The 19319-nt window shown below is 67.1% G+C and carries 17 protein-coding genes; 10 read left to right on the forward strand and 7 right to left on the reverse strand.

Features of this window, described 5'->3' with window-relative positions:
- Positions 1 to 42 precede the first annotated feature (42 nt).
- From R1L06_RS04130 to R1L06_RS04140, 3 genes are all read left to right on the forward strand, one after another.
- Positions 43 to 555 carry a hypothetical protein gene (locus R1L06_RS04130; RefSeq protein ID WP_317216979.1) on the forward strand — a complete coding sequence of 171 codons (513 nt, stop codon included), beginning with the start codon at positions 43 to 45 and terminating at the stop codon, positions 553 to 555.
- 73 nt (positions 556 to 628) lie between these two features.
- The gene (locus R1L06_RS04135; RefSeq protein ID WP_317216980.1) at positions 629 to 2467 is read left to right on the forward strand and encodes a M3 family metallopeptidase; all 1839 of its coding nucleotides are present in this window, start codon (positions 629 to 631) and stop codon (positions 2465 to 2467) included.
- 68 nt (positions 2468 to 2535) lie between these two features.
- A complete protein-coding gene (locus R1L06_RS04140; protein ID WP_317217017.1) occupies positions 2536 to 3876 on the forward strand; it encodes a TPM domain-containing protein in 1341 nt (446 codons plus the stop codon).
- A 1-nt stretch (position 3877) separates the two neighbouring features.
- Here R1L06_RS04140 and R1L06_RS04145 read toward each other — a convergent pair whose 3' ends face one another.
- From R1L06_RS04145 to R1L06_RS04155, 3 genes are read right to left on the reverse strand one after another with little or no spacing between them, the layout of a single operon-like run.
- On the reverse strand, positions 3878 to 4549 hold the full coding sequence (locus tag R1L06_RS04145; RefSeq protein ID WP_317216981.1) for a VOC family protein: 672 nt from the start codon (positions 4547 to 4549) through the stop codon (positions 3878 to 3880).
- 54 nt (positions 4550 to 4603) lie between these two features.
- Complete coding sequence (locus R1L06_RS04150; RefSeq protein WP_317216982.1) at positions 4604 to 5683, reverse strand: alpha/beta hydrolase family protein; 1080 nt, start codon at positions 5681 to 5683, stop codon at positions 4604 to 4606.
- A gap of 13 nt (positions 5684 to 5696) precedes the next feature.
- Positions 5697 to 6524 carry an AraC family transcriptional regulator gene (locus R1L06_RS04155; RefSeq protein ID WP_317216983.1) on the reverse strand — a complete coding sequence of 276 codons (828 nt, stop codon included), beginning with the start codon at positions 6522 to 6524 and terminating at the stop codon, positions 5697 to 5699.
- Positions 6525 to 6725: 201 nt separating this feature from the next.
- Here R1L06_RS04155 and R1L06_RS04160 point away from each other — a divergent pair, with 201 nt between their 5' ends.
- Positions 6726 to 9128, forward strand: coding sequence for a TonB-dependent receptor plug domain-containing protein (locus R1L06_RS04160; RefSeq protein WP_317216984.1), 2403 nt, complete (start codon positions 6726 to 6728; stop codon positions 9126 to 9128).
- Positions 9128 to 10429 carry an aminotransferase class V-fold PLP-dependent enzyme gene (locus tag R1L06_RS04165; protein WP_317216985.1) on the forward strand — a complete coding sequence of 434 codons (1302 nt, stop codon included), beginning with the start codon at positions 9128 to 9130 and terminating at the stop codon, positions 10427 to 10429. The genes R1L06_RS04160 and R1L06_RS04165 overlap by 1 nt, the downstream gene beginning before the upstream one ends.
- A gap of 53 nt (positions 10430 to 10482) precedes the next feature.
- Here the strand turns inward: R1L06_RS04165 and R1L06_RS04170 are convergent, their stop codons facing one another.
- Genes R1L06_RS04170 through R1L06_RS04185 form a run of 4 tightly spaced genes read right to left on the reverse strand, consistent with a single transcriptional unit; the run spans position 10483 to position 14355 of the window.
- Complete coding sequence (locus R1L06_RS04170) at positions 10483 to 11997, reverse strand: aminotransferase-like domain-containing protein (RefSeq protein WP_317216986.1); 1515 nt, start codon at positions 11995 to 11997, stop codon at positions 10483 to 10485.
- A gap of 9 nt (positions 11998 to 12006) precedes the next feature.
- Positions 12007 to 12606, reverse strand: a complete 600-nt coding sequence (locus tag R1L06_RS04175) for a DUF6436 domain-containing protein (protein ID WP_032127099.1) — start codon at positions 12604 to 12606, stop codon at positions 12007 to 12009.
- On the reverse strand, positions 12606 to 12884 hold the full coding sequence (locus R1L06_RS04180) for a hypothetical protein (RefSeq protein WP_317216987.1): 279 nt from the start codon (positions 12882 to 12884) through the stop codon (positions 12606 to 12608). Before R1L06_RS04180 ends, R1L06_RS04175 begins: the two co-directional genes overlap by 1 nt.
- A gap of 55 nt (positions 12885 to 12939) precedes the next feature.
- Positions 12940 to 14355, reverse strand: a complete 1416-nt coding sequence (locus R1L06_RS04185; protein WP_049421130.1) for an aminotransferase-like domain-containing protein — start codon at positions 14353 to 14355, stop codon at positions 12940 to 12942.
- Positions 14356 to 14538: 183 nt separating this feature from the next.
- Between R1L06_RS04185 and cyoA the strand changes: the two genes are divergently transcribed.
- The 5 genes from cyoA (at position 14539) to R1L06_RS04210 (ending at position 19206) form a co-directional block, all read left to right on the forward strand.
- Entirely contained in the window at positions 14539 to 15444 is a 906-nt protein-coding gene (gene cyoA / locus R1L06_RS04190) for a ubiquinol oxidase subunit II (RefSeq protein WP_049421129.1), read from the forward strand.
- A 5-nt stretch (positions 15445 to 15449) separates the two neighbouring features.
- Positions 15450 to 17426, forward strand: a complete 1977-nt coding sequence (cyoB, locus tag R1L06_RS04195; RefSeq protein ID WP_006474876.1) for a cytochrome o ubiquinol oxidase subunit I — start codon at positions 15450 to 15452, stop codon at positions 17424 to 17426.
- A complete protein-coding gene (gene cyoC, locus R1L06_RS04200) occupies positions 17423 to 18058 on the forward strand; it encodes a cytochrome o ubiquinol oxidase subunit III (protein ID WP_080281857.1) in 636 nt (211 codons plus the stop codon). Before cyoB ends, cyoC begins: the two co-directional genes overlap by 4 nt.
- A gap of 1 nt (position 18059) precedes the next feature.
- The gene (gene cyoD / locus R1L06_RS04205) at positions 18060 to 18392 is read left to right on the forward strand and encodes a cytochrome o ubiquinol oxidase subunit IV (RefSeq protein WP_006399830.1); all 333 of its coding nucleotides are present in this window, start codon (positions 18060 to 18062) and stop codon (positions 18390 to 18392) included.
- 142 nt (positions 18393 to 18534) lie between these two features.
- On the forward strand, positions 18535 to 19206 hold the full coding sequence (locus R1L06_RS04210) for an SCO family protein (protein ID WP_049421128.1): 672 nt from the start codon (positions 18535 to 18537) through the stop codon (positions 19204 to 19206).
- Positions 19207 to 19319 lie beyond the last annotated feature (113 nt).

A 19319-nucleotide genomic window follows, 5' to 3' on the forward strand; every position in this document is an offset into this window, starting at 1 on the left:
CGCGGTAGCATGGAGCGACCGGACCGGATTCAGGATGAGCCCATGTGTCGATACCGTTCTGCCGCAGTGCTGATGCTCGCCTGCGCCGTGGTGCTGGTTGCCTGCACGCCAGCGCCGCAGGCACCGCATACCGCGACCGAAGCCTCACCTACCGCAGCGGCGCCGGCGACCACCCCCGCCGAGCCCACAGCTGTGGCTGCACGCGGTGAATGCCTCTACCCGGACTTCGATGCGTTCCTGAAGCATTTCGGCAACGAGATCGCGTTGCAGGAAAAGGCCACCGCCGATCCGCTGCTGGACAGCTACATCGATGCCGAGGCCGAGCCGGAACCACGCAAGGTGGAAAGCCGGCTGGCGCGGGCCGATGTCGAGTGGCCGGTGATGCCTGATCCCGCCGCACTGGCCGGGCAGGGCCGCGAAATGCAGGTCAGCCTCCTGGCCGATGGACAGCGGCAGGTGCAGATCCGTACGCCGGACAGCAGCGACCAGCAGACGTATACCTTTGCGCAGGCGCCGTGCTGGACGCTGGTCAAGCGTGAGGATGAGTCGATCTGATGGCTGATCCGGCACAGGCGCGGCGGGCCGGCGGCTGCTAGGCTCGATCCCTGGTCCAGGCAGGGAGACGCCGATGCAGGCTTTCAGGGAGCGCACCACCACCGCCGCCATTGCCGCCGTATTGGCGATAGCCCCCTTCAGCGGCGCGCAGGCACAGTCGGTGCATGCCGATGACCGCACCTACTTCGCCAGCGCCGCGTCCGAACAGACCGCGCGCGACGCGTTGGGCAAGCGCGTCGAGGCCCTGCAGCAGGCGTCCACCCTCGCACCGGCGGAACGCTTCCAGCAGGCCGAGGCACTGGAGGCGCTGTGCCTGCGTCATCTCGGCTACCTGCATCTGCAGTCCGCCCGCAACGCGCGCGATCTTCGACCGGCACAGGCGATGGAGCAGGCAGCGGGGCTGTGCAGCCGCATCGCTCGCAGTGGTCGCGCCGCACTGCGCGAGGCGCCCGCAGATGCGGCGTGGGCAGCACCGTATGGCTTCCTGCGCACTCGGGCGCTGAAGGAGGCTGCCACCCCGGCCAACGCCGCGCTTGATGAGGCCGTGGAGGCACTGGCCGATCCGGCGCTGGACAGCTTCGCGCGCCTGCGCGGGCAGATCCTGCGCAGCGCCGAGTATCCGCAGATCGAGCACGGCGGTCGTCACTGGGACACCGGACGCGACAAGCAGCTGCTGGCCCAGCAGCCCGACCGCGCCCTGCGCGAGGCCGGCTGGAAGGGCTACTGGCAGGGGCTGCACTCGCGCCGTGAGCCGATGGCCTCGGTGCTGCTGGGGCTGGTGCAGGTGAATGACGCCGCCGCACGCCTGCAGGGTGACGGCTCGGCGCCGGCATATGGCTACCAGCGCATGGGCCTGGATACTGCCGCAGTGGATGCAACGCTGGTGGCGATCGAACAGCACGCCGGGGACCGCCGTGCCTACCAGGACATGCTGCTGCGCCACGCTGCGCGATCCGGCATCGACGCGCCGCAGATCTGGGATACCACCGTGCCCGATGCCGGCTATACGCCACCAGTGCTGACGTTGGCGCAGCTGCGTGACAACGCCGCCGATGCCATGCAGCACCTGGGGCCGGCGTACGTCGCCGAACTGCGCGCGCTGCTCGATCCGGCCAACCAGCGCATGGATCTGGCCACCAAACGTGGTGACCGCAGCCAGGACGCGTTCCCGGTGAGCGCTCCCGGTGTGCCGGCAATGCTGTTCGTTGGCCTGCGCCGTGGTGATCTGGAAAGCGACGTCGAGATCGCCCATGAAGCCGGTCATGCCGTGCACGGCGAGTGGATGCAGCGCGGTCATGCGTCGCCGCTGCAGCGCAATGGCAGCCAGTGGCTGACCGAGGCGTTCGCGATCTACAACGAGCTGCGCTTCCGCGACCAGCTGTACCAGCAGGCAGAGGATCCGCGCGCCAAAGCCTATTACCTGAAATCGCTGTTGGACGACATGGTGCTGCAGCTGTTCACCTCTTCCGAGGAAGCGCAGCTGGAGCAGTCGATCTATCGGGGCGTGGCCGCCGGCACGCTGGGCACCGCCGATGACCTGGACGCGCTGACCGGGCAGGTGCTGGCGCGCTTCGGCCAGCAACCGGAGCGCTACCCGCAGCTGCGCAACACCTGGATCGGCAAGCGTCTGATGTATGAAGACCCGAACTATCTGGTGAACTACCTGTATGCGGGGCTGCTGGCCGTGCAGCTGTACGTGCAGGACCAGCGCGACCCCGAAGGGTTCCGTGAGCGCTATCTTGCCGTGCTTGGCGAGGGCTTCGACCGCGCGCCGAACGAGCAGGTGGCGCAACTGCTGGGGCACGCGCCTGACTGGGCGGCCCTGGTGGATGCCGATCTGCAGGTGTTCAACCAGACGGCGGCGCAGCTGCAGGCGCTGCATGCGCAGATCGAGGCAGGGCAGGGTACGTGAACCCGGCGCGCGCCTTGCAGCAGGCGGCCGCCACCGTGTGGCTGCTGTTGCTGCTGTGCCTGCTGCCGATGGCAGCGCTGGCGGCAATCCCGGTCCCGGCGCTGGACGATCCCGTGGTGGACACTGCCAACGCGCTGTCCGCCGACACCCGCGCCACCCTGCGCAGGCAGGCGCTGCAGCTGCAGGCACGGAAAGGTGCACAGCTGCAGGTGCTGGTGGTACCCAGCGTGGGCAGCGAAGGCATCGAGGCCTATGCACAGCGGGTGTTCGATCAGTGGCAGCTGGGCCGGATCGGTGTCGACGACGGTGTGCTGTTGCTGGTGGCGGTGCAGGACCGCCGCGTACGCATCCAGACCGGCTACGGCCTGGAAGGTGCGCTGCCCGATGCGTACGCCGCTCGCATCATCGACAACGCGATCGTGCCGCGTTTCCGTGAGGGCGATGTCGACCAGGGCGTGCTCGATGGCACGACGATCATGGTGGCGCTGATCGATGGCGAGGACCTGCCGGCATGGGAAGAACCGACGGCCAGCAACCTGCTGCCTGCGGACTGGCGACGCGCAGACTCGGTGCTGGCGTTGACCCTGCTGGCCGGTTTCCTGGCCGGGCTGTGGCGCTCGCCGCCGCCTCTCCCACTGGCGAAGACCGAGGCCGATTTCAGCGGCAGCCGTCGGGAGCGGCGGCGCAAGGCACTGGCCGCCAATGCATCGGCACCAAAACCAACCTGGCCGACCTTGCCGGCCTGGGGGCGCCCGATGCTGCTGGCCGCTGTTGTGGGTGCGGGCGTGCTCTCCGTGGCGCTGCTGCTGCCACGCCATGTGCTGCCGGGCCTGTGCTTCGTGCTGGCGCTGGGTGTGCCGGTGGCTGCCCTGCTGGGCTGGTGCTGGCGCCGCAGCCGAGGTGTGCGCATCGTGCTGCGCGGCATGCTGATGCTCAGCGCAGTCTTCCTGGTACAGGCGCTGCTGCGTGGCCAGCTGCCACCGAGCCTGGCCCGGCACCTGCTGCTGCAGGCCGCCGCGGGCGTTGTTGCCCTGATGGTGTTCCTGCTGGTGCAGGCCTGCCGCACACGCTGGAAGAAGAACCGCAGCAGCTTCATCGTGCGCATGACGGTGCTGGTGCTGTTGACCCTCGGCTATGCCGCGGGCGCGTTGCTGGCGGTCCATCGTGCCGAAGGTGACGATCCACGATTGCTGGCGATGATCGTGTCCGGGGTATGTGGCGTACTGCTGTACTTCGTGTGGTTGTTCACCATGCTGCCGGGCGAGCGCGCACGCGGCCGGGCTTCATCATCCCGCGAACGCACGTCGTCCCGTTCGTCGTCCTCGTCGAGTTCGTCGTCGAGCAGCTCCAGCAGCTGGTCTGGAGGCGGCGGCCGCAGCGGCGGCGGCGGCGCGTCCGGCAGCTGGTAGTTCAGGTCGCCTGTACCCGCCAGCCGAGCGCGGCGTCCTCCACAACACCCGGGCCGGCCACGTCGCCGACCTGCAGCTGCAAGCCGCGCGCGTTCGGCAGGTCCTTCTGCTCGGGGAACCAGCGACGATCCGCCGCAACCACGATCAGCAGGCCCTCGTCGTCGCCCATCGGCGCGAACTGCGGCGACGGCGGGCTGATCGGTTGCAGGCCGAACCGCAGGCTGGATTGTTCGCGCACAGCGTCGACATCGTGGCTGGGCAGGCCGACTTCGCTCAGGCAGGTCAGTTCGCTGCCGTGGAACGCACCTTCGCGCGCGCTGGCCGGCAAACGGCGGCGGCCGATCAGTTCCAGGATCAGGCCGTCAGGGCCAGTGAAGTACACCGACTGCGACTGCCAGCTGCTCTCCAGCGCGAAGTAGTCCAGTCCCGCCGGATTGCGTTGCAGCGGCGTGCGCTCACGCAACCAGGTCATCGCCTCGCTGAAGCGGTTGTCCGGTACGTTGAAGGCCAGGTGCACGCCACCGACCGGACGTCCTTCAGTGGGCTGCAACTCGATCGTGCTCCAGCCGATGTGCACATGATTGCCGACCACGCGCTGCTGCAGCACATCGTGGAAATACGTAGCGACGGTGGTGACGTCGGACACTGGCAGGGTGAGGTGAAGCAGGCGCATGGCCGATCCTCCGTGGATGCGCCCACTGTAGCGCCGGGCCATGCCCGGCGGCCACTACCGCAGTGCTTCGGCGAAGAATCGCACCGCGGCATCCACTGCCTGCGCGTGGGTGTCCGCCTTCGGAACCGAACTGCTGCAGAGCTCGGGCAGCCTCTGCACACCAACCGCTGTACAGGCCGCCAGGAAGTCGTAGTGACCGACATCCGGCAGACGCTGCAGCACAGCGCCCGGAATCAGTGTCTGTGCAGCCTCGCCATTGCTCTGCGGTGGCGCAACCGTGTCAGCCTCGCCCAGCACGATCGACACTGGCTGCCTCAGCGAGGACAGCTGCTCGGGCGCGAACGCCTGCACGATCGCGGGTGCCAGCAGGAATGCCGCACGCACGCCGGGGATCGCGCGCGAGTCGTTGGCGTGGGAGATCCAGGGAGACATCGCGGGTGAGCCCGCAGCGGCAACACGCGCGTCCATCGTGTGCGTGGCGGTTTCCTGTTGTGGCCGGCAGACGCCGTCATCCGGGTGCGCGCGGCAGAAGGCCAACAGCCGCTGCAGGTCGGGGCGTGCACCGGCGGCCAGCAGCGCGGTGTAGCCTCCGGCCGAGAACCCGGCCACACCCAGTCGCTCAGGGTCGACATGCGGACCCAGCAGCGGATCGGCCTGTACTGCAGCGAGTGCCGAGCGCAGGTCATCCGCACGCAACCAGCTCAGTACGCTGCCGGGCAGGGTCATCTCGTCCACGCCGTTGTTGCCGGGATGATCGACCGCGATTACCAGATACCCGGCGCGCGCCAATGCCGTGCCCAACCAGCCCATCATGCGCGCGCTGCCGCCGTTGCCGTGGGAGAGCAGCATCGTCGGCAGGCGCTTGCCCGCGATCGGGGCATTCATGGCTGAGCGGCCGACGTCGAACAGCGGCGCATCGGGCGGACCGATGGTCAGGGCGGTTTCCGTGCTGCCAGCGGGCGCGGGATACCAGACCGTGTAGCGCAGGGCGTCGCGATGCTGCGCATCGCGAACCGCGGCGCTGGCCACTATGGTGGTGCCGTGGCGTTCGCCTGCTTTCCAAGGCTCGCCAGCGCTGACGGCCCCCGCGGAGGCCAGCAGCATCATTCCCATCACAGTGGCTGTCATGCGCATCCTCAACTCCTTGTCAGCGTGGGCGTTCGTCCACTGGCAGCCAGATTTCCACGCCGCCGTTGCCGGTATGCTCATCGAAGCGGGAGTCGTAGCGTTCCAGGTCCGGGGCATCGGCCAGGCTGAGCCCGGAGCCGGGAAGGTAGTGGTCCAGCAGCCAGAACCAGGTCGAGCGGATGGTCGAGATGTGCCCGCCGTGCCAGGCCACCAGGTAGCAGCGCGGCGGAATGTCCACGCGTTGCCAGTGCGCAGGTACGCTCGGCACCGCGCTGGCCGGCAGTGCGGCGATGTAGTCGAAGCCGCCATCGTCATCACTGTTGCAGCACACGCCGAAGCTGATCGGCGCCGGCGTCGGCCATTCCCGGTTGAGCTGCGCCCACTGTCCGGGTATCGCACCGCCGCTGTCGCGGGTATGCCGCATGCCGATACCCGCGACCTGGAAGGCAGGGGTATCGAGCAGGCGCGGCGCTTCACCGCAGGCAGTCGGCGCATCGTCCACGCGGATCGCCTGCACCAGCGCCAGCCCATCGGTGCCTTGTTCGCGTACCCGCTCCGGGGTCTGCCCGAACTGTTCGCTGAAGGCGCGGGTGAACGCGGCATGGGTGGTGTAGCCCGCGCCCAGTGCCACCTGCAGGATGTCGCCCGCCCCGTTGGCCAGCCGCTGCGCGGCAGCGGTCAGGCGCCGTCCCCGCAGATAACGCACCACCGAGGTGCCGGTGCGGGCCTGGAACAGGCGCGACAGATGGAACGGCGAAAGCCCCGCTGCGGCGGCAATATCGGCCAGTGCCAATGGCCGGTCCGCATGGGTTTCGATGTACCACAACGCCTTGCCTGCCGCGCTCATCCTGCCGTTCCCCGAATCCAATGCCGGGCACAGTAGCGGATCGCGTGGCGCTTCGTTTAGCAGTTCTTGCGCTGCAGCGGCATCAAGCTGTCGCACTGACGTCATGGCTCCTTCACAGATCGCGCCGAGACTGCGCGCCTTGTCCACGCCTGTTGTGTCCGAGCAGGTGCTGGCCCTGTCGCGTCCTCCCGGAGCCCTGCCGTGCATCGTTCGAAGCTTTCGCGTTCCATCCTCCTCGCCCTTTCCATGGCCAGCGCAGGAGGCGCGATCGCAGCGGAGGCCGATGCGGTCGATGCCCCGGCGGGCAGCCGTGCGGCGCCCACCCAGCTCGACGCGATGCTGGTCACCGGCACCCGCGCCTCCAACCGCACCCAGTTCGAAACGTTGGCGCCGGTGGACGTGTTCACCAAGGAAGACATCAAGTCCGTTGAATCCACCGACCTGAAGGACGTGCTGGCGCAGCTGGTGCCGTCGTTCGTGGTGCAGCGTCTGCCGATGGCGGATGGCCAGGTGTTCGTGCGCCCGGCCACGCTGCGTGGCCTGTCGCCGGACCAGACGTTGGTGCTGGTCAACGGTCGTCGCTTCCACCGCAGCGCGCTGCTCGGCAACCGTGGCGCGCAGGCGGCCGACCTGGCACAGATTCCGACCAGCGCGATCAAGCGCATCGAAGTGCTGCGCGATGGTGCGTCGGCGCAGTACGGCTCGGACGCCATCGCCGGCGTCATCAACATCATTCTCGAGGATGGCCCCGGTACCGAGATCACTGCCGGCTATTCGCAGTATGCGCAGGGCGATGGCACGTCGCGCGATTTCAGTGCGCGCACCGGCTGGTCGCTGGGTGACTACGGCAGCCTGGTGCTGTTCGCCGAATCGTCCAACTCCGACGCCACCTCGCGCACCCGCCAACGCCCCGATGCCATTGCCTTCCAGGCCGCGCATCCGGATCTGGACGTGCCCAACCCGGTACAGCGCTGGGGCCAGCCGGAACTGGAAAGCCGCCGTGTCGGCTTCAACGTGAAGGCCAATGCCAGCGACACGCTGGAGCTGTATGCGTTCGGCCTGTACAGCCACAGCGATGGCGTCAGCGATTTCAACTGGCGCAATCCGGATACCACCACCGGTGCTTACCGCACCACTGCGATCTTCCCCGGCTGGAACCTGCGTTCGATCTATCCGGTGGGTTTCAGCCCGCAGTACGGCAACGTCCAGAACGACCTGCAACTGGTCGGTGGCCTGCGTGGCGAGATCACCCCGAAGCTGCGCTGGGATGTCAGCGCGTCGTATGGCCGCAACGCCATCGACTACAGCCTGAAGAACTCCATCAACGCCTCGCTCGGCCCGGCCAGCCCGACCGCGTTCGATCTCGGCCGCCTGACCCAGACCGAGAAGAACGCCAACGCCGACTTCATTTACGAGTGGGACGTGGCCGCGCTGTCCAAGCCGATCAACGTCGCCTTCGGTGGTGAGTTCCGCCAGGAGACCTACCAGGTGCGCGCCGGTGATCCGGCCTCGTACGCGGTAGGCCCGGGCGCGGCCGCGGGCCTGGAGGCCAACTCCAACGGCGCACCGGGCTTCTCGGCCAGCCAGGCCGGGCAGTGGAGCCAGCGCAGCAAGGCGGCCTATGTGGATATGGAAATGCCGCTGGGCGAGCGCTGGAGCATCGGTGCGGCCAGCCGTTACGAGGACTTCTCCAGCTTCGGCAGCACCCTGGACGGCAAGCTGTCGGCACGTTTCGCGATCACCCCGGACGTGGCCCTGCGCGGCACGGTGTCCACGGGCTTCCGCGCACCGACACCGGCGCAGCTCAATACCACCAGCACCACCCAGGGCCTGGATACGCGCACGCTGCAGATCTTCACCAGTGGCCGCTTGTCGCCGAACGATCCGCTGGCCCAGCTGCTCGGTGCCAGGCCGCTGAAGCCGGAGGAATCGCGTACCGCGTCGCTGGGCCTGACCTGGCGCACCGACCTGGGCCTGTCCGGTTCGGTCGACGTCTACCAGATCAAGCTCACCGATCGCTTCAGCCAGTCGGCCAGTTTCGTCATTCCGGCTGGTACTCCCAATCCGCTGGGCTATACCTCGGTGAACTACTTCACCAACGACTTCGATACCACCACCACCGGCGTGGATGTGGTCGGCAACTACCTGCGCGACCTCGGCGCGGGCCGCATGACGCTGACCCTGGCCTACAACTACAACCGTACGCGGGTGGACAACGGCAGCACCTCGGTGGCCACCAACGAAACCCAGCGTGTGCTGTTCGAAGACCGCCTGCCCGAGCACAAGGGCAGCCTGACCGGCAGCTGGGACATCGGTGCCTGGTCGTTGATGGCGCGCATGCGCTACTACGGCGCCTGGACCGACGCCAGCGGCAATGCGGTGGGCGATATCTACCAGCGCTTCGGCGCGATGAGCTTCCTCGACCTGGCCGTGGGCTATCGCATCAACGAGCACCACAGCCTGCGCGTCGGCGCCGACAATGTGCTGGACCGCTACCCGGACGAGGCGGTCTTCCAGGCCAGCCGTGGCCTGGTCTACTCGCGCAACGCGCCGTACGACACCGACGGTGCCAACCTCTACGCGCAGTACCGGCTGAGCTTCTGATGGACCGCACGCGCCGCTCCCTGCTACGTGCCGGCACCTTGCTGCCGGCCGCAGCCGCGCTGTCTTCACTGCCGGCCAAGGCGGCCGCGCGTTACGCTGCGCCCATGCAGATTCCCGCAACGACCGTGGCGCCCAACGTGCTGGCCCACGATGAAGGCTACTGGGCCGCCGTAGCCAGCCACTTCGACATTACCGACGAAGTGAACCACCTGGAGAACGGCTATTGGGGCGCGATGGGCCGCGAGACGCTGGCCAGCTACCAGCGCCATACCGCTGAAGTGAACCGTGGCAACGCCTGGTACGGTCGTCGTGAGTTTCCGGCGCAGTACATGGCGGTGCAGCGGCAGGTGGCCGAGTTGCTGGGCGTGGGTGCCGACGAGATCGCACTGACCCGTGGTGCCACCGAGGCGATGCTGGCGCTGATCGGCGGCTACAACCGCCTGCAGCCTGGCGACCAGGTGCTCTACGCCGACATCGACTACGACAGCATGATCGGCGCGATGCACTGGCTGCAGCAGCGTCGCGGCGTGCAGGTCGAGCGTATCGCGCTACCGGCCGTGCCCGACCACGCGCAGATCCTGCAGGCCTACGAGGCCGCATTCGCGCGGCTGCCACGCCTGAAGCTGGTGCTGCTGACCCAGGTCAGCCATCGCCATGGGCTGGTGCTGCCGGTGGCCGAGATCGCCGAACGTGCGCGTGCACGTGGTATCGACGTGATCGTCGATGCGGCGCATGGGTTCGGCCAGATCGACTACGCGGTGCCGCAGCTCAAGGCTGATTTCGTCGGCATCAATCTGCACAAGTGGATCGGTGCGCCGGTCGGCGTCGGCGCGATGTACGTACGCAAGGGCCGTGTGGCCGATCTTGACCCGTACATGGGGGAGACCGACGACGGCCGCGTGGGCAGCCGCGTGCATACCGGTACGGTCAACTTCGCCGCCTACCTGGCACTGCCGGACGCCATTGCCCTGCACCAGCGCATCGGCGTGGCCAACAAGCAGGCGCGCCTGCGCTACCTGCGTGAGCGCTGGACCGTGCCGGCGCGGCAGATGGCGCATATCGAAGTGCTGTCCTCGCCGGACCCGGCGCTGGCCAGTGCGCTGGCCAGCTTTCGCCTGCGCGGGCGCACCAGCGTGGCTGACAACCTCGCGCTGCAGAAGCGCCTGCTGGATGAGCATCGCGTGTTCACCACCCATCGCGATGGTTTGGATTCCGGCGCATGCGTGCGGGTGACGCCGTCGGTGTTCACCCGGCCGGAGCAGATGGATGCGCTGGTGCAGGCGCTGGTGGCATTGGGGTAGTGCCGGCCGCTGGCCGGCAACCTCATGATCCGTGCATGCCGTTGCTACCAGGCCTACCGCTCGATCGCCGGCAACGCATCCGACAACAACAACCGATCAATCCGCCGCAGCGCACTTTCCAGCTGCCGGCGATCCGCCGCCAGCCCCAACGACAGCCGCACGCCGCTCTGGTGCGATACCCCCGGCAGGCAGAACGCCGATGACGGCGCGATCGCCAGCCCCTGCAGCTGTGCGGTACGCACCAGGGTGGCATCGGTCCACGGTGCCGGTATCCGACACCACGCATGCAGGCCCTCTGCCCGCTGCAGCAGCGACGGCGCCAGCAGGTAGCGCGCCATGCGCATGCGCTCGCGCGCCTCGGTGCGCACCTGCGCCAGCAGTGACTGCGCCGAACCATCCAGCAGCAATTGGCTGGCCAGCGCCGAGACCAGCGGATGACCCATCAACCGCGTCGCCCGCAACGCAGCGGTCATCGCCTCGGCATGCGCCGCGCTCGGGCAGCGCACGAAGGCGGTGCGCAGACCGGGGCTGATCACCTTCGACAGCGTCGCCACGTAGAACACATGGCGCGGTGCCAGCGCCGCCAGCGGTGTCGGTGCATCCTCGGCGAGGTGCCAGTACGGATCGTCTTCGATCGCCAGTAGGCGTTCGCTTTCCAGCACGCGCGCCAGCGCTTCGCGCCGATGCAGCGGCAGGGTCAGTGCCGTCGGGTTCTGGCAGGTGGGATTGAGATAGACCAACCGCGCGCCGCTTTCGCGTGCCAGCCGGGCCAGTGCATCGGGGCACATGCCGTGTTCGTCGCTGTCCACCGGCAGCAGGCGCCGGCCCAGTGCGGCAGCGGCCTGCAGCAGGCCCGGATAGACCAGCGCATCGCACAGGATCGCGTCGTCGTCGCGTCCCTGGCTGACCAGGATCGACGCCAGCGCCACCTGTGCGCCTTCGGTCAGCAGCAGGCAGGCATCGTCCACCTTTCCCAGCATCGACTGCAGCCAGCGCGCCGCTGCGTGGCGGTCGGTGGGGTTGCCACCGCCCAGGTGATAGGTCATCAGGTTCGGCGCGTTGCTGCGCGCAAGCACGGCGGCCGCGCCACGCCGCAGCGTCTCGGCCAGCGCATCGGCATCGGGCACCGGCGGCACGTTCATGCTCAGGTCCACCACCTGGTCGAAGCCGGCCTTGGGCGGTGCGATGAAACTGCCCTGTGGTCCACGCGCTTCGATCAGGCCACGCTTGCGTGCTTCATCGAAGGCGCGGGTGACCGTGGTCAGGTCGATACCGAGCTGCTGCGCCAACGCGCGTTGCGAAGGCAGGCGCTGTCCCGGTGCGAGACCACCGCGGCGCACCGTGCGTTCCAGCGAGTTGACGATGCGCAGGTAGATCGGCCCGCTGTGCGCGAGTACGTCCTGCACCCATTCGCGGGCTGCGACATCCGGTCGCGGCATGTACGGAGCATGTCGGGGCGTATCGTTGCTTCCAACGGCGGGAGCCTGTCCATAACCATCGGTCGGTTCGGACAGGTGACCGCCGTTGTTGTTTGCGGCGACCACGCCGGCCAGCGTCAGTGATGTCATTGCGCGTCCTCAGCGCTTGGCCTGCCAGGGGCAGTAGCAGCCCACGGCAAGCAGTCCTTTCGGGCGCACGGTCTCGCCGCGCACCAGTCTGTCCAGCAGCGGTTCGACGAAGCTGTTGGCCGAGTTGCAGACCATGCCGATGCTGTACGGTCCTGCGTAGGCGAGGTGGCCCTGGCGATCCCAGATGGCTACGGCGGGGCTGGCCGGAATGTGTTCGATGCCGTCGATGGTCGGCAGGTTGATCACCTTGTTGCGCAGTGGCTCGGGCAGCTCGCCCTGCGTACCCGGGCGGCGGATGGCATAGAAGTCGATGCCGGCGCGGCGGTACATGCTGATCAGGTAGCTCAGGTGCGCACCGGTCTCGCGGTTGCAGACCGCGCACGCCGGGTCCCAGAAATGCACCACGCGGATGCGGCCGGTATCACCGGCCAGATCGGCCGGCAGGCGCAGCTGCGAATCGTCGAAGACGATGGCCTGTTCGGTGAAGGTGGACTGCGCGCTGTAGCCGAAGTACTGCCACAACGCAGCTGCCACGCCGGCCATGAACAGGCAGGCGAGGGCGATCATCGTCGGCAGCAGCCAGCGGCGACGCGGCGCGGCTGCGCCCATCAGGAATCTTCCCGGCCGAACTTGTGCACGTACTGCTTGCGCATCTCGCGGCAGGAATCGGCCTGCGCGCGGCGCTGGATCTCGCTACGCGACGGATCCTCGCTGCGCTGCACGCACTGCTCGATGGCGTGGCGTTCGGCGGCCTGCACATCCACGGTCTGCGGCTGCAGGCAGACCCAGGCCAGCGCGGCCAGCATCAACGCCACAAAGCCACCGCACCCGGCCATCACCAGGTGGAATTTCATTTTCTCGGCGCGCATCGATGCACGTCCCTTCATCCATACATTGCATACAAAATATCATCTTGTATGGATAAAGCGCCATGCGCCCCGTTCAGACGATGGCGTTGTGGCGTGCCTCGGGGGCCTCGGACAGGATCTCGTTCAGCTTGGCCAGCGCCCCGGCCAGCGCGCCCTGGTCGACCGCGCCGCCCAACGACAGGCGGATCGCGTTGCCCGGTGGCGGTTCTTCCACGCTGAAGGCATCGGAGCTGGCAATGCCCAGCCCCTGCTCCTGTGCGGCCTGGATCAACCGGTACTGGTCGAGCCGCGGCGGCAGCGGCAGCCACACATGCAGGCCGGCCGGATGCGCCTGGGCGCGGGCCGGCAGGTAACGGGCGGCAATGGCCTGGCGCTCGCGCAGTTCCTGCTGGAAGCGCTGCACCATGTCCTGGGCCTGGCCGCTGCGGATCCACTGCGAGGCCACCGCTACCATCGACTGGGTCGGCATCAGTGCGATTGCGCGCAGCGCATCCAGCACGGGTTCCATCGGCTCGCCGGCCGGCACCACCAGGTAGGCGGTGCGCAGGCCCGGGGCCAGGCACTTGGACAGGGTGGAGATGTAATAGACCGGGCAGCCGGCATCGCGGTGCGCGGCCAGCGGCGGCGCGGCGTCTCCGGCCAGCAACCAGTAGGGATCGTCTTCGATCACGGTCAGATCGTGGCGCTTGGCGACCGCCAGCAGGGCCTGCCGGCGTTGCGCCGACATCGTCGCCGTGGTCGGGTTCTGGATGGTCGGCACCAGGTACAGCAGGCGCGGGCGGCGCAGCTGGCAGGCCTCCTCCAGCGCTTCGGGCAGCATGCCTTCGGCGTCCATCGCCACCGGCACCACGCCCCGCTGCAGCACGCGCGCGGCAGCCAGCAGGCCCGGATAGGTCAGCTGCTCGGCGGCAATCAGCTCGCCCGGCTGGGTGCGGGCCAGGATCAGCGCGCACAGCGCGGTCTGCGCGCCGGGGCAGATCACCACCTGGTCGGCCCCCACCGTGCCCAGCATCGGCGCCAGCCACTGCACTGCAGCGGCGCGGTCCTCGCGGGTGCCGGCGCCGACGTGATAGCTCATCAGTTCGCCCTGGCCCAGCTGCTGGCCCACGTGCTGGAAGCCGGCCTCCATGCCCTGTGCGAACGGCGCGCTGCCCAGCAGCGGCGGGATGTTCATGCTCAGGTCCACCGAGGTGCTGCGGTTGCCGGCCGACAGCGCGATGAAGGTGCCACCGGCGCCCTGCGCATCGAGCAGGCCGGCCTGGCGCAGCTCGGCGAAGGCACGGGTGACCGTGGTCAGGTCCACGCCCACCTGCTGGGCCAGGTCGCGCTGCGGCGGCAGGCGGTCGCCCGGGCGCAGCACGCCGTCATCCACCGCCTCACGCACCTGCTGGGCAATCTGCAGATACAGCGGGCCGGCGCCCTCGCGGAAGGGGCGAACCCAGGTGCGATTTGGGTGTTTCAGGCGGCGGCCGGCGGCAGGTGGCGTCATCGGTCAGTTTTTTCCATACGTACAGATGCACAATTCCATACAATGATGTATCTTGTATGGGCTTGATTGGAGTGGTTCGCCTGCTTGTAGGCGACCTCGTACCCACAGTGTAGCCGCTCCACGCCCGGGCGCTGCGCGCAGGCGAGCCGGTCAAGCGCGCTTCTTCAACAGGGTTGACCTCCAATGAATATCTGCTGGAACCGCATCCGCCTGGCGCTGGTCGCCCTGGCCTGCGTCGGCCTGTCGGGCTGTGACTGGGTGCTGCTGGATTCGAAGGGCATGGTCGGGCTCGCCCAGCGCGACCTGATCCTGATCTGCATCGGCCTGATGCTGATCGTGGTGATACCGGCCATCGTGCTGACCTTCGTGTTCGCCTGGCGCTACCGCGCCGGCAATACCAAAGCCAAATACATGCCTGACTGGTCGCACTCCACCAAGGTGGAGATCGTGGTCTGGGGCGTGCCGCTGATCATCATCGCGGTGCTGGCGGTGATCGTGTGGAAGTCCACCCACGAGCTGGACCCCTACAAGCCGCTGGACGTGGCCGGTGAGCCGCTGCATGTGGACGTGATCGCCACCGACTGGAAGTGGGTGTTCGTGTATCCGGACCTGGGCATCGCCACGGTCAACCAGCTCAACTTCCCGGTCGACCGCCCGCTGGCGTTCAACATCACCTCCAACTCGACGATGAACACCTTCTTCATCCCGCAGCTGGGTGGGCAGATCTACGCGATGGCCGGCATGCGCACGCAGCTGCACCTGATCGCCAACGAGCCCGGCCAGTTCCGTGGCATGTCCGGCAACTACAGCGGGCATGGCTTCTCGAACATGAAGTTCATCGCCACCGCCAGCAGCAACGAAGAGTTCGAGCGCTGGGTGGCCGAGGTGCGCAGCGCGCCGGACGCCCTCAGCTTCACGCAGTTCAAGGCGCTGGCCGCGCCGTCGAAGAACGCACCGGTGCAGCACTTCTCCAGTGTTGAACCACTGCTGTTCAAGAAGGTCATCGACCAGTTCATCGGCGTTGGTGAGAACACCGCTGCTGCTACCCCGGCGGGCGCTGCCGGTGGTGCCCAGGTTTCCCAGGAGTAACGAACATGTTGGGTAAATTGACGTGGGAGGCCGTGCCGCTGCACGAGCCGATCGTCGTGGTCACATTGGCGGCCATGGTGCTGGGTGGCCTCGCGCTGCTCGGCGCAGTGACGTACTTCAAGTTGTGGGGCCCGCTGTGGCGTGACTGGTTCACCACCGTGGACCACAAGAAGATCGGCATCATGTACGTGGTGGTAGCGCTGGTCATGCTGGTGCGTGGCTTTGCCGATGCGCTGATGATGCGCGCGCAGCTGGCGGCGGCTGGCCCGGGCAGTGATGGCTTCCTGCCACCTGAGCACTACGACCAGATCTTCACCGCGCACGGCGTGATCATGATCTTCTTCGTGGCCACCCCGTTCGTGGTCGGCCTGATGAACATCATCGTGCCGCTGCAGATCGGCGCGCGCGACATGGCGTTCCCGTTCCTCAACGCCTTCAGCTTCTGGATCTTCGTGGTCGGCGCTGCGCTGATGATGATTTCGCTGGGCGTTGGCGAATTCGCCATGACCGGCTGGGTGGCCTATCCGCCGCTGTCGGGCATCGAGTTCAGTCCAGGCGTGGGCGTGGACTACTACATCTGGGCGTTGCAGGCCTCGGGTATCGGCACATTGCTGACCGGCGTCAACCTGTTCATCACCATCCTGCGCATGCGTGCGCCGGGCATGACCCTGATGAAGATGCCGGTGTTCACCTGGACCGTGCTTGTCACCAGCGTGATCATCATCGCCGCCTTCCCGATCCTGACCGTGGCACTGGGTGCGCTCACCCTGGACCGTTACCTGGACTTCAACTTCTACACCAACACGTTGGGTGGCAACCCGATGATGTACGTGAACCTGGTGTGGGCCTGGGGCCACCCGGAGGTGTACATCCTGGTGCTGCCGGCGTTCGGCATCTTCTCTGAAGTGACCGCCACGTTCGCGCGCAAGAAGCTGTTCGGCTACAAGTCGATGGTGGGCGCCACGCTGGCGATCGGCATCCTGTCGTTCATCGTCTGGCTGCACCACTTCTTCACCATGGGTTCCGGTGCCAGCGTCAATGCCTTCTTCGGCATCATGACGATGATCATCGCCATTCCCACCGGCGTGAAGATCTTCACCTGGCTGTTCACCATGTACGGCGGCCGCGTCGAGTTCAGCGTGCCGATGCTGTGGACCATTGCCTTCCTGGTCACCTTCACCATCGGTGGCATGACCGGCGTGCTGCTGGCCATTCCGGGCGCGGACTTCCTGCTGCACAACAGCCTGTTCCTGGTCGCGCACTTCCACAACACCATCATCGGCGGCGCGCTGTTCGGCTACCTGGCCGGCTTCGCCTACTGGTTCCCGAAGGTGTTCGGCTTCACCCTCAACGAGCGCCTGGGTAAATGGTCGTTCGCCTGCTGGGTGATCGGTTTCTACCTGGCCTTCATGCCGCTGTACATGCTCGGCTTCATGGGCATGACCCGCCGCATGAACCAGTACGACAACCCGGCGTGGACGCCCTACCTGATCGCCGCCTTCATCGGTGCACTGTTCGTGTTCGCGGGCATCATCCTGATGCTGGTGCAGATCTACGTGAGCGTGCGCGACCGCAAGCGCAACCTGGACCTGACCGGCGACCCGTGGAATGCACGCACGCTGGAATGGGCCACGCCGTCGCCGCCGCCGTTCTACAACTTCGCCGTGGTGCCCAAGGCCGATGAGCTGGATGCCTTCCACGAAGCGAAGAAGCGCGGCCTGCCGCCGCCGCCGAAGAAGTACGCACCGATCCACATGCCGAAGAACACCGGCGTGCCGCTGATCCTCAACATCTGGATCCTGGTGCTGTGCTTCGCCCTGGTCTGGCACATCTGGTGGATGGCCGCGGCCAGTTTCATCGCGATGATCGTGACCCTGATCGTGCGGTCCTATGACGAGGACGTGGACTACTACGTCAGTTCCGAAGAGGTGGCGCGCACCGAAGCGGCCAACCTTGCCAAGCTGAAGGAGGTACGCGCATGAACCTGTTGACCCGCCCCGAGCTGGCCAGCGACACGCAGGCGCACGAGGACCACCACGAACACGACCATGGCCACGAACAGGGCGGCATGAAGGTGTTCGGCATGTGGGTCTACCTCATGTCCGACCTGGTGCTGTTCGGTTCGTTGTTCGCCTCGTACGCGGTGCTCAGCACCGCCTACGCCGGCGGCCCCACCGGCAAGGACCTGTTCTCGCTGCCGTTCGTGATGGCCGAGACCTTCCTGCTGCTGGTTTCCAGCATCACCTACGGCCAGGCCGTGCTGGCGATGCATCGTCACGACACCTCGGCAGTGCTGCGCTGGCTGGGCGTGACCTTCGTGCTCGGTGCCTCGTTCATCGGCATGGAGATCTACGAGTTCTCGCACCTGATCCACGAAGGCGCGGGCCCCAGCACCAGTGCCTACCTGTCGGCGTTCTTCGCGCTGGTCGCCACCCACGGCCTGCACGTGGCCAGCGGCCTGATCTGGATGGCGGTGGTCATGCACCAGGTCTACCGCCGCGGCCTGACCCCGACCAACATCACCCGCGTGTCGTGCCTGAGCCTGTTCTGGCACTTCCTGGACCTGGTGTGGATCTGCGTCTTCACCTTCGTCTACCTGATCGGAGCCTTCTGACATGGCCCACGTCGAAACCTCGCGCGCCGGCAATGCGCACGGCTCCACCAAGTCCTACCTGATCGGCTTCGTGCTGTGCGCGCTGCTGACCGTGGTGCCGTTCGCGCTGGTGATGAACCCGGTGCTGTCGCGGCCGCTCACGCTGTTCCTGCTGGTCGGCTTCGCGGTGGCGCAGATCCTGGTGCAGCTGGTCTATTTCCTGCACATGGACCGTAAGTCCGAAGGTGGCTGGAACCTGGCCAGCTTCGTGTTCACCCTGGTGATCCTGTTCATCGTCGTCGCACTGTCGGTCTGGATCATCTGGAGCATGCACTACCACATGATGATCAACTGACCGTGGCCGGGGTGATTGGCATGGACCGCGCGATCACCCCGGCACCTCCGTCCTCTTTCCCCCACGGGCAGGCCTGACCGAGACCCCGCCCGCGTCTGCGTTGGTGGTACCCGTGAAGCGTCCTGCTGCTGTTGCCCGTTCGTTGTTCTCTCCCCGTTTCCGCCTGCCGCTGCTGGCAGGCCTGGCCATCGGCCTGCTGGCCGGCTGCAGTGCGCAGTCGCGCATGGACTTCTATTCCAAGGACATCGCCTGCGAAGAGCTCGGCCAGCAGTGGTCGATGCCCGACAGCCACGGCACCGTGCGTGGGCCGAAGGACCTGCAGGGGCAGGTGACCTATCTGTTCTTTGGCTTCACCAGCTGCCCGGACGTGTGCCCGACCACCATGGTCGAGCTCAGCCAGGTCAAGCACCTGATGGGCAAGGATGCCGACCAGCTGCAGGTAGTGTTCGTCAGTGTCGATCCCGCACGCGACACGCCCGAAGTCGCCCGCACCTATGTGGAAGCGTTCGACCCCAAGGCGATCGCACTGGTCGGCAACGAAGCACAACTGGCCGCGATGGCCAGCGACTTCAAGGCGTTCTACGAAAAGGAACCCGGCCCGGTGCCGGACACCTACACCATGAGCCACATCGCCGGCGGCTACGTGTTTGATCGCCAAGGCCGCCTGCGCCTGTTCGCGCCCTATGGCATGCCGGTGGACAAGCTGTTCTCGGACGTGCAGCGCCTGCTGCTCGAGCCTGGCCATCCGGCCGCCGGCAACGGCCCGCTGGCCAGCTGCCACCTCAAGCAAAGCGACACGCTCGCTGCCCGGTAGGTGTCGACCTTGGTCGACACGCGGTGAATGAATCTGGTGGGTGCCGACCGTTGGTCGGCACACCCCCCACACACCAATCCCCCGGCCGGCCAGGAGAGCCAACCGGCCGGGGG

It is taken from the genome of Stenotrophomonas mexicanensis, assembly GCF_032911605.1.
Lineage (GTDB): Bacteria > Pseudomonadota > Gammaproteobacteria > Xanthomonadales > Xanthomonadaceae > Stenotrophomonas > Stenotrophomonas maltophilia_A.

Excerpts from the sequence above, each read along its gene's own strand:
- R1L06_RS04130 (WP_317216979.1), top strand. The coding sequence starts at position 43 with ATGTGTCGATACCGTTCTGCCGCAGTGCTGATGCTCGCCTGCGCCGTG.
- R1L06_RS04135 (WP_317216980.1), top strand. The coding sequence starts at position 629 with ATGCAGGCTTTCAGGGAGCGCACCACCACCGCCGCCATTGCCGCCGTA.
- R1L06_RS04140 (WP_317217017.1), top strand. The coding sequence starts at position 2,536 with ATGGCAGCGCTGGCGGCAATCCCGGTCCCGGCGCTGGACGATCCCGTG.
- R1L06_RS04145 (WP_317216981.1), bottom strand. The coding sequence starts at position 4,549 with ATGCGCCTGCTTCACCTCACCCTGCCAGTGTCCGACGTCACCACCGTC.
- R1L06_RS04150 (WP_317216982.1), bottom strand. The coding sequence starts at position 5,683 with ATGCGCATGACAGCCACTGTGATGGGAATGATGCTGCTGGCCTCCGCG.
- R1L06_RS04155 (WP_317216983.1), bottom strand. The coding sequence starts at position 6,524 with ATGAGCGCGGCAGGCAAGGCGTTGTGGTACATCGAAACCCATGCGGAC.
- R1L06_RS04165 (WP_317216985.1), top strand. The coding sequence starts at position 9,128 with ATGGACCGCACGCGCCGCTCCCTGCTACGTGCCGGCACCTTGCTGCCG.
- R1L06_RS04170 (WP_317216986.1), bottom strand. The coding sequence starts at position 11,997 with ATGACATCACTGACGCTGGCCGGCGTGGTCGCCGCAAACAACAACGGC.
- R1L06_RS04175 (WP_032127099.1), bottom strand. The coding sequence starts at position 12,606 with ATGGGCGCAGCCGCGCCGCGTCGCCGCTGGCTGCTGCCGACGATGATC.
- R1L06_RS04180 (WP_317216987.1), bottom strand. The coding sequence starts at position 12,884 with ATGAAGGGACGTGCATCGATGCGCGCCGAGAAAATGAAATTCCACCTG.
- R1L06_RS04185 (WP_049421130.1), bottom strand. The coding sequence starts at position 14,355 with ATGACGCCACCTGCCGCCGGCCGCCGCCTGAAACACCCAAATCGCACC.
- cyoA (WP_049421129.1), top strand. The coding sequence starts at position 14,539 with ATGAATATCTGCTGGAACCGCATCCGCCTGGCGCTGGTCGCCCTGGCC.
- cyoB (WP_006474876.1), top strand. The coding sequence starts at position 15,450 with ATGTTGGGTAAATTGACGTGGGAGGCCGTGCCGCTGCACGAGCCGATC.
- cyoC (WP_080281857.1), top strand. The coding sequence starts at position 17,423 with ATGAACCTGTTGACCCGCCCCGAGCTGGCCAGCGACACGCAGGCGCAC.
- cyoD (WP_006399830.1), top strand. The coding sequence starts at position 18,060 with ATGGCCCACGTCGAAACCTCGCGCGCCGGCAATGCGCACGGCTCCACC.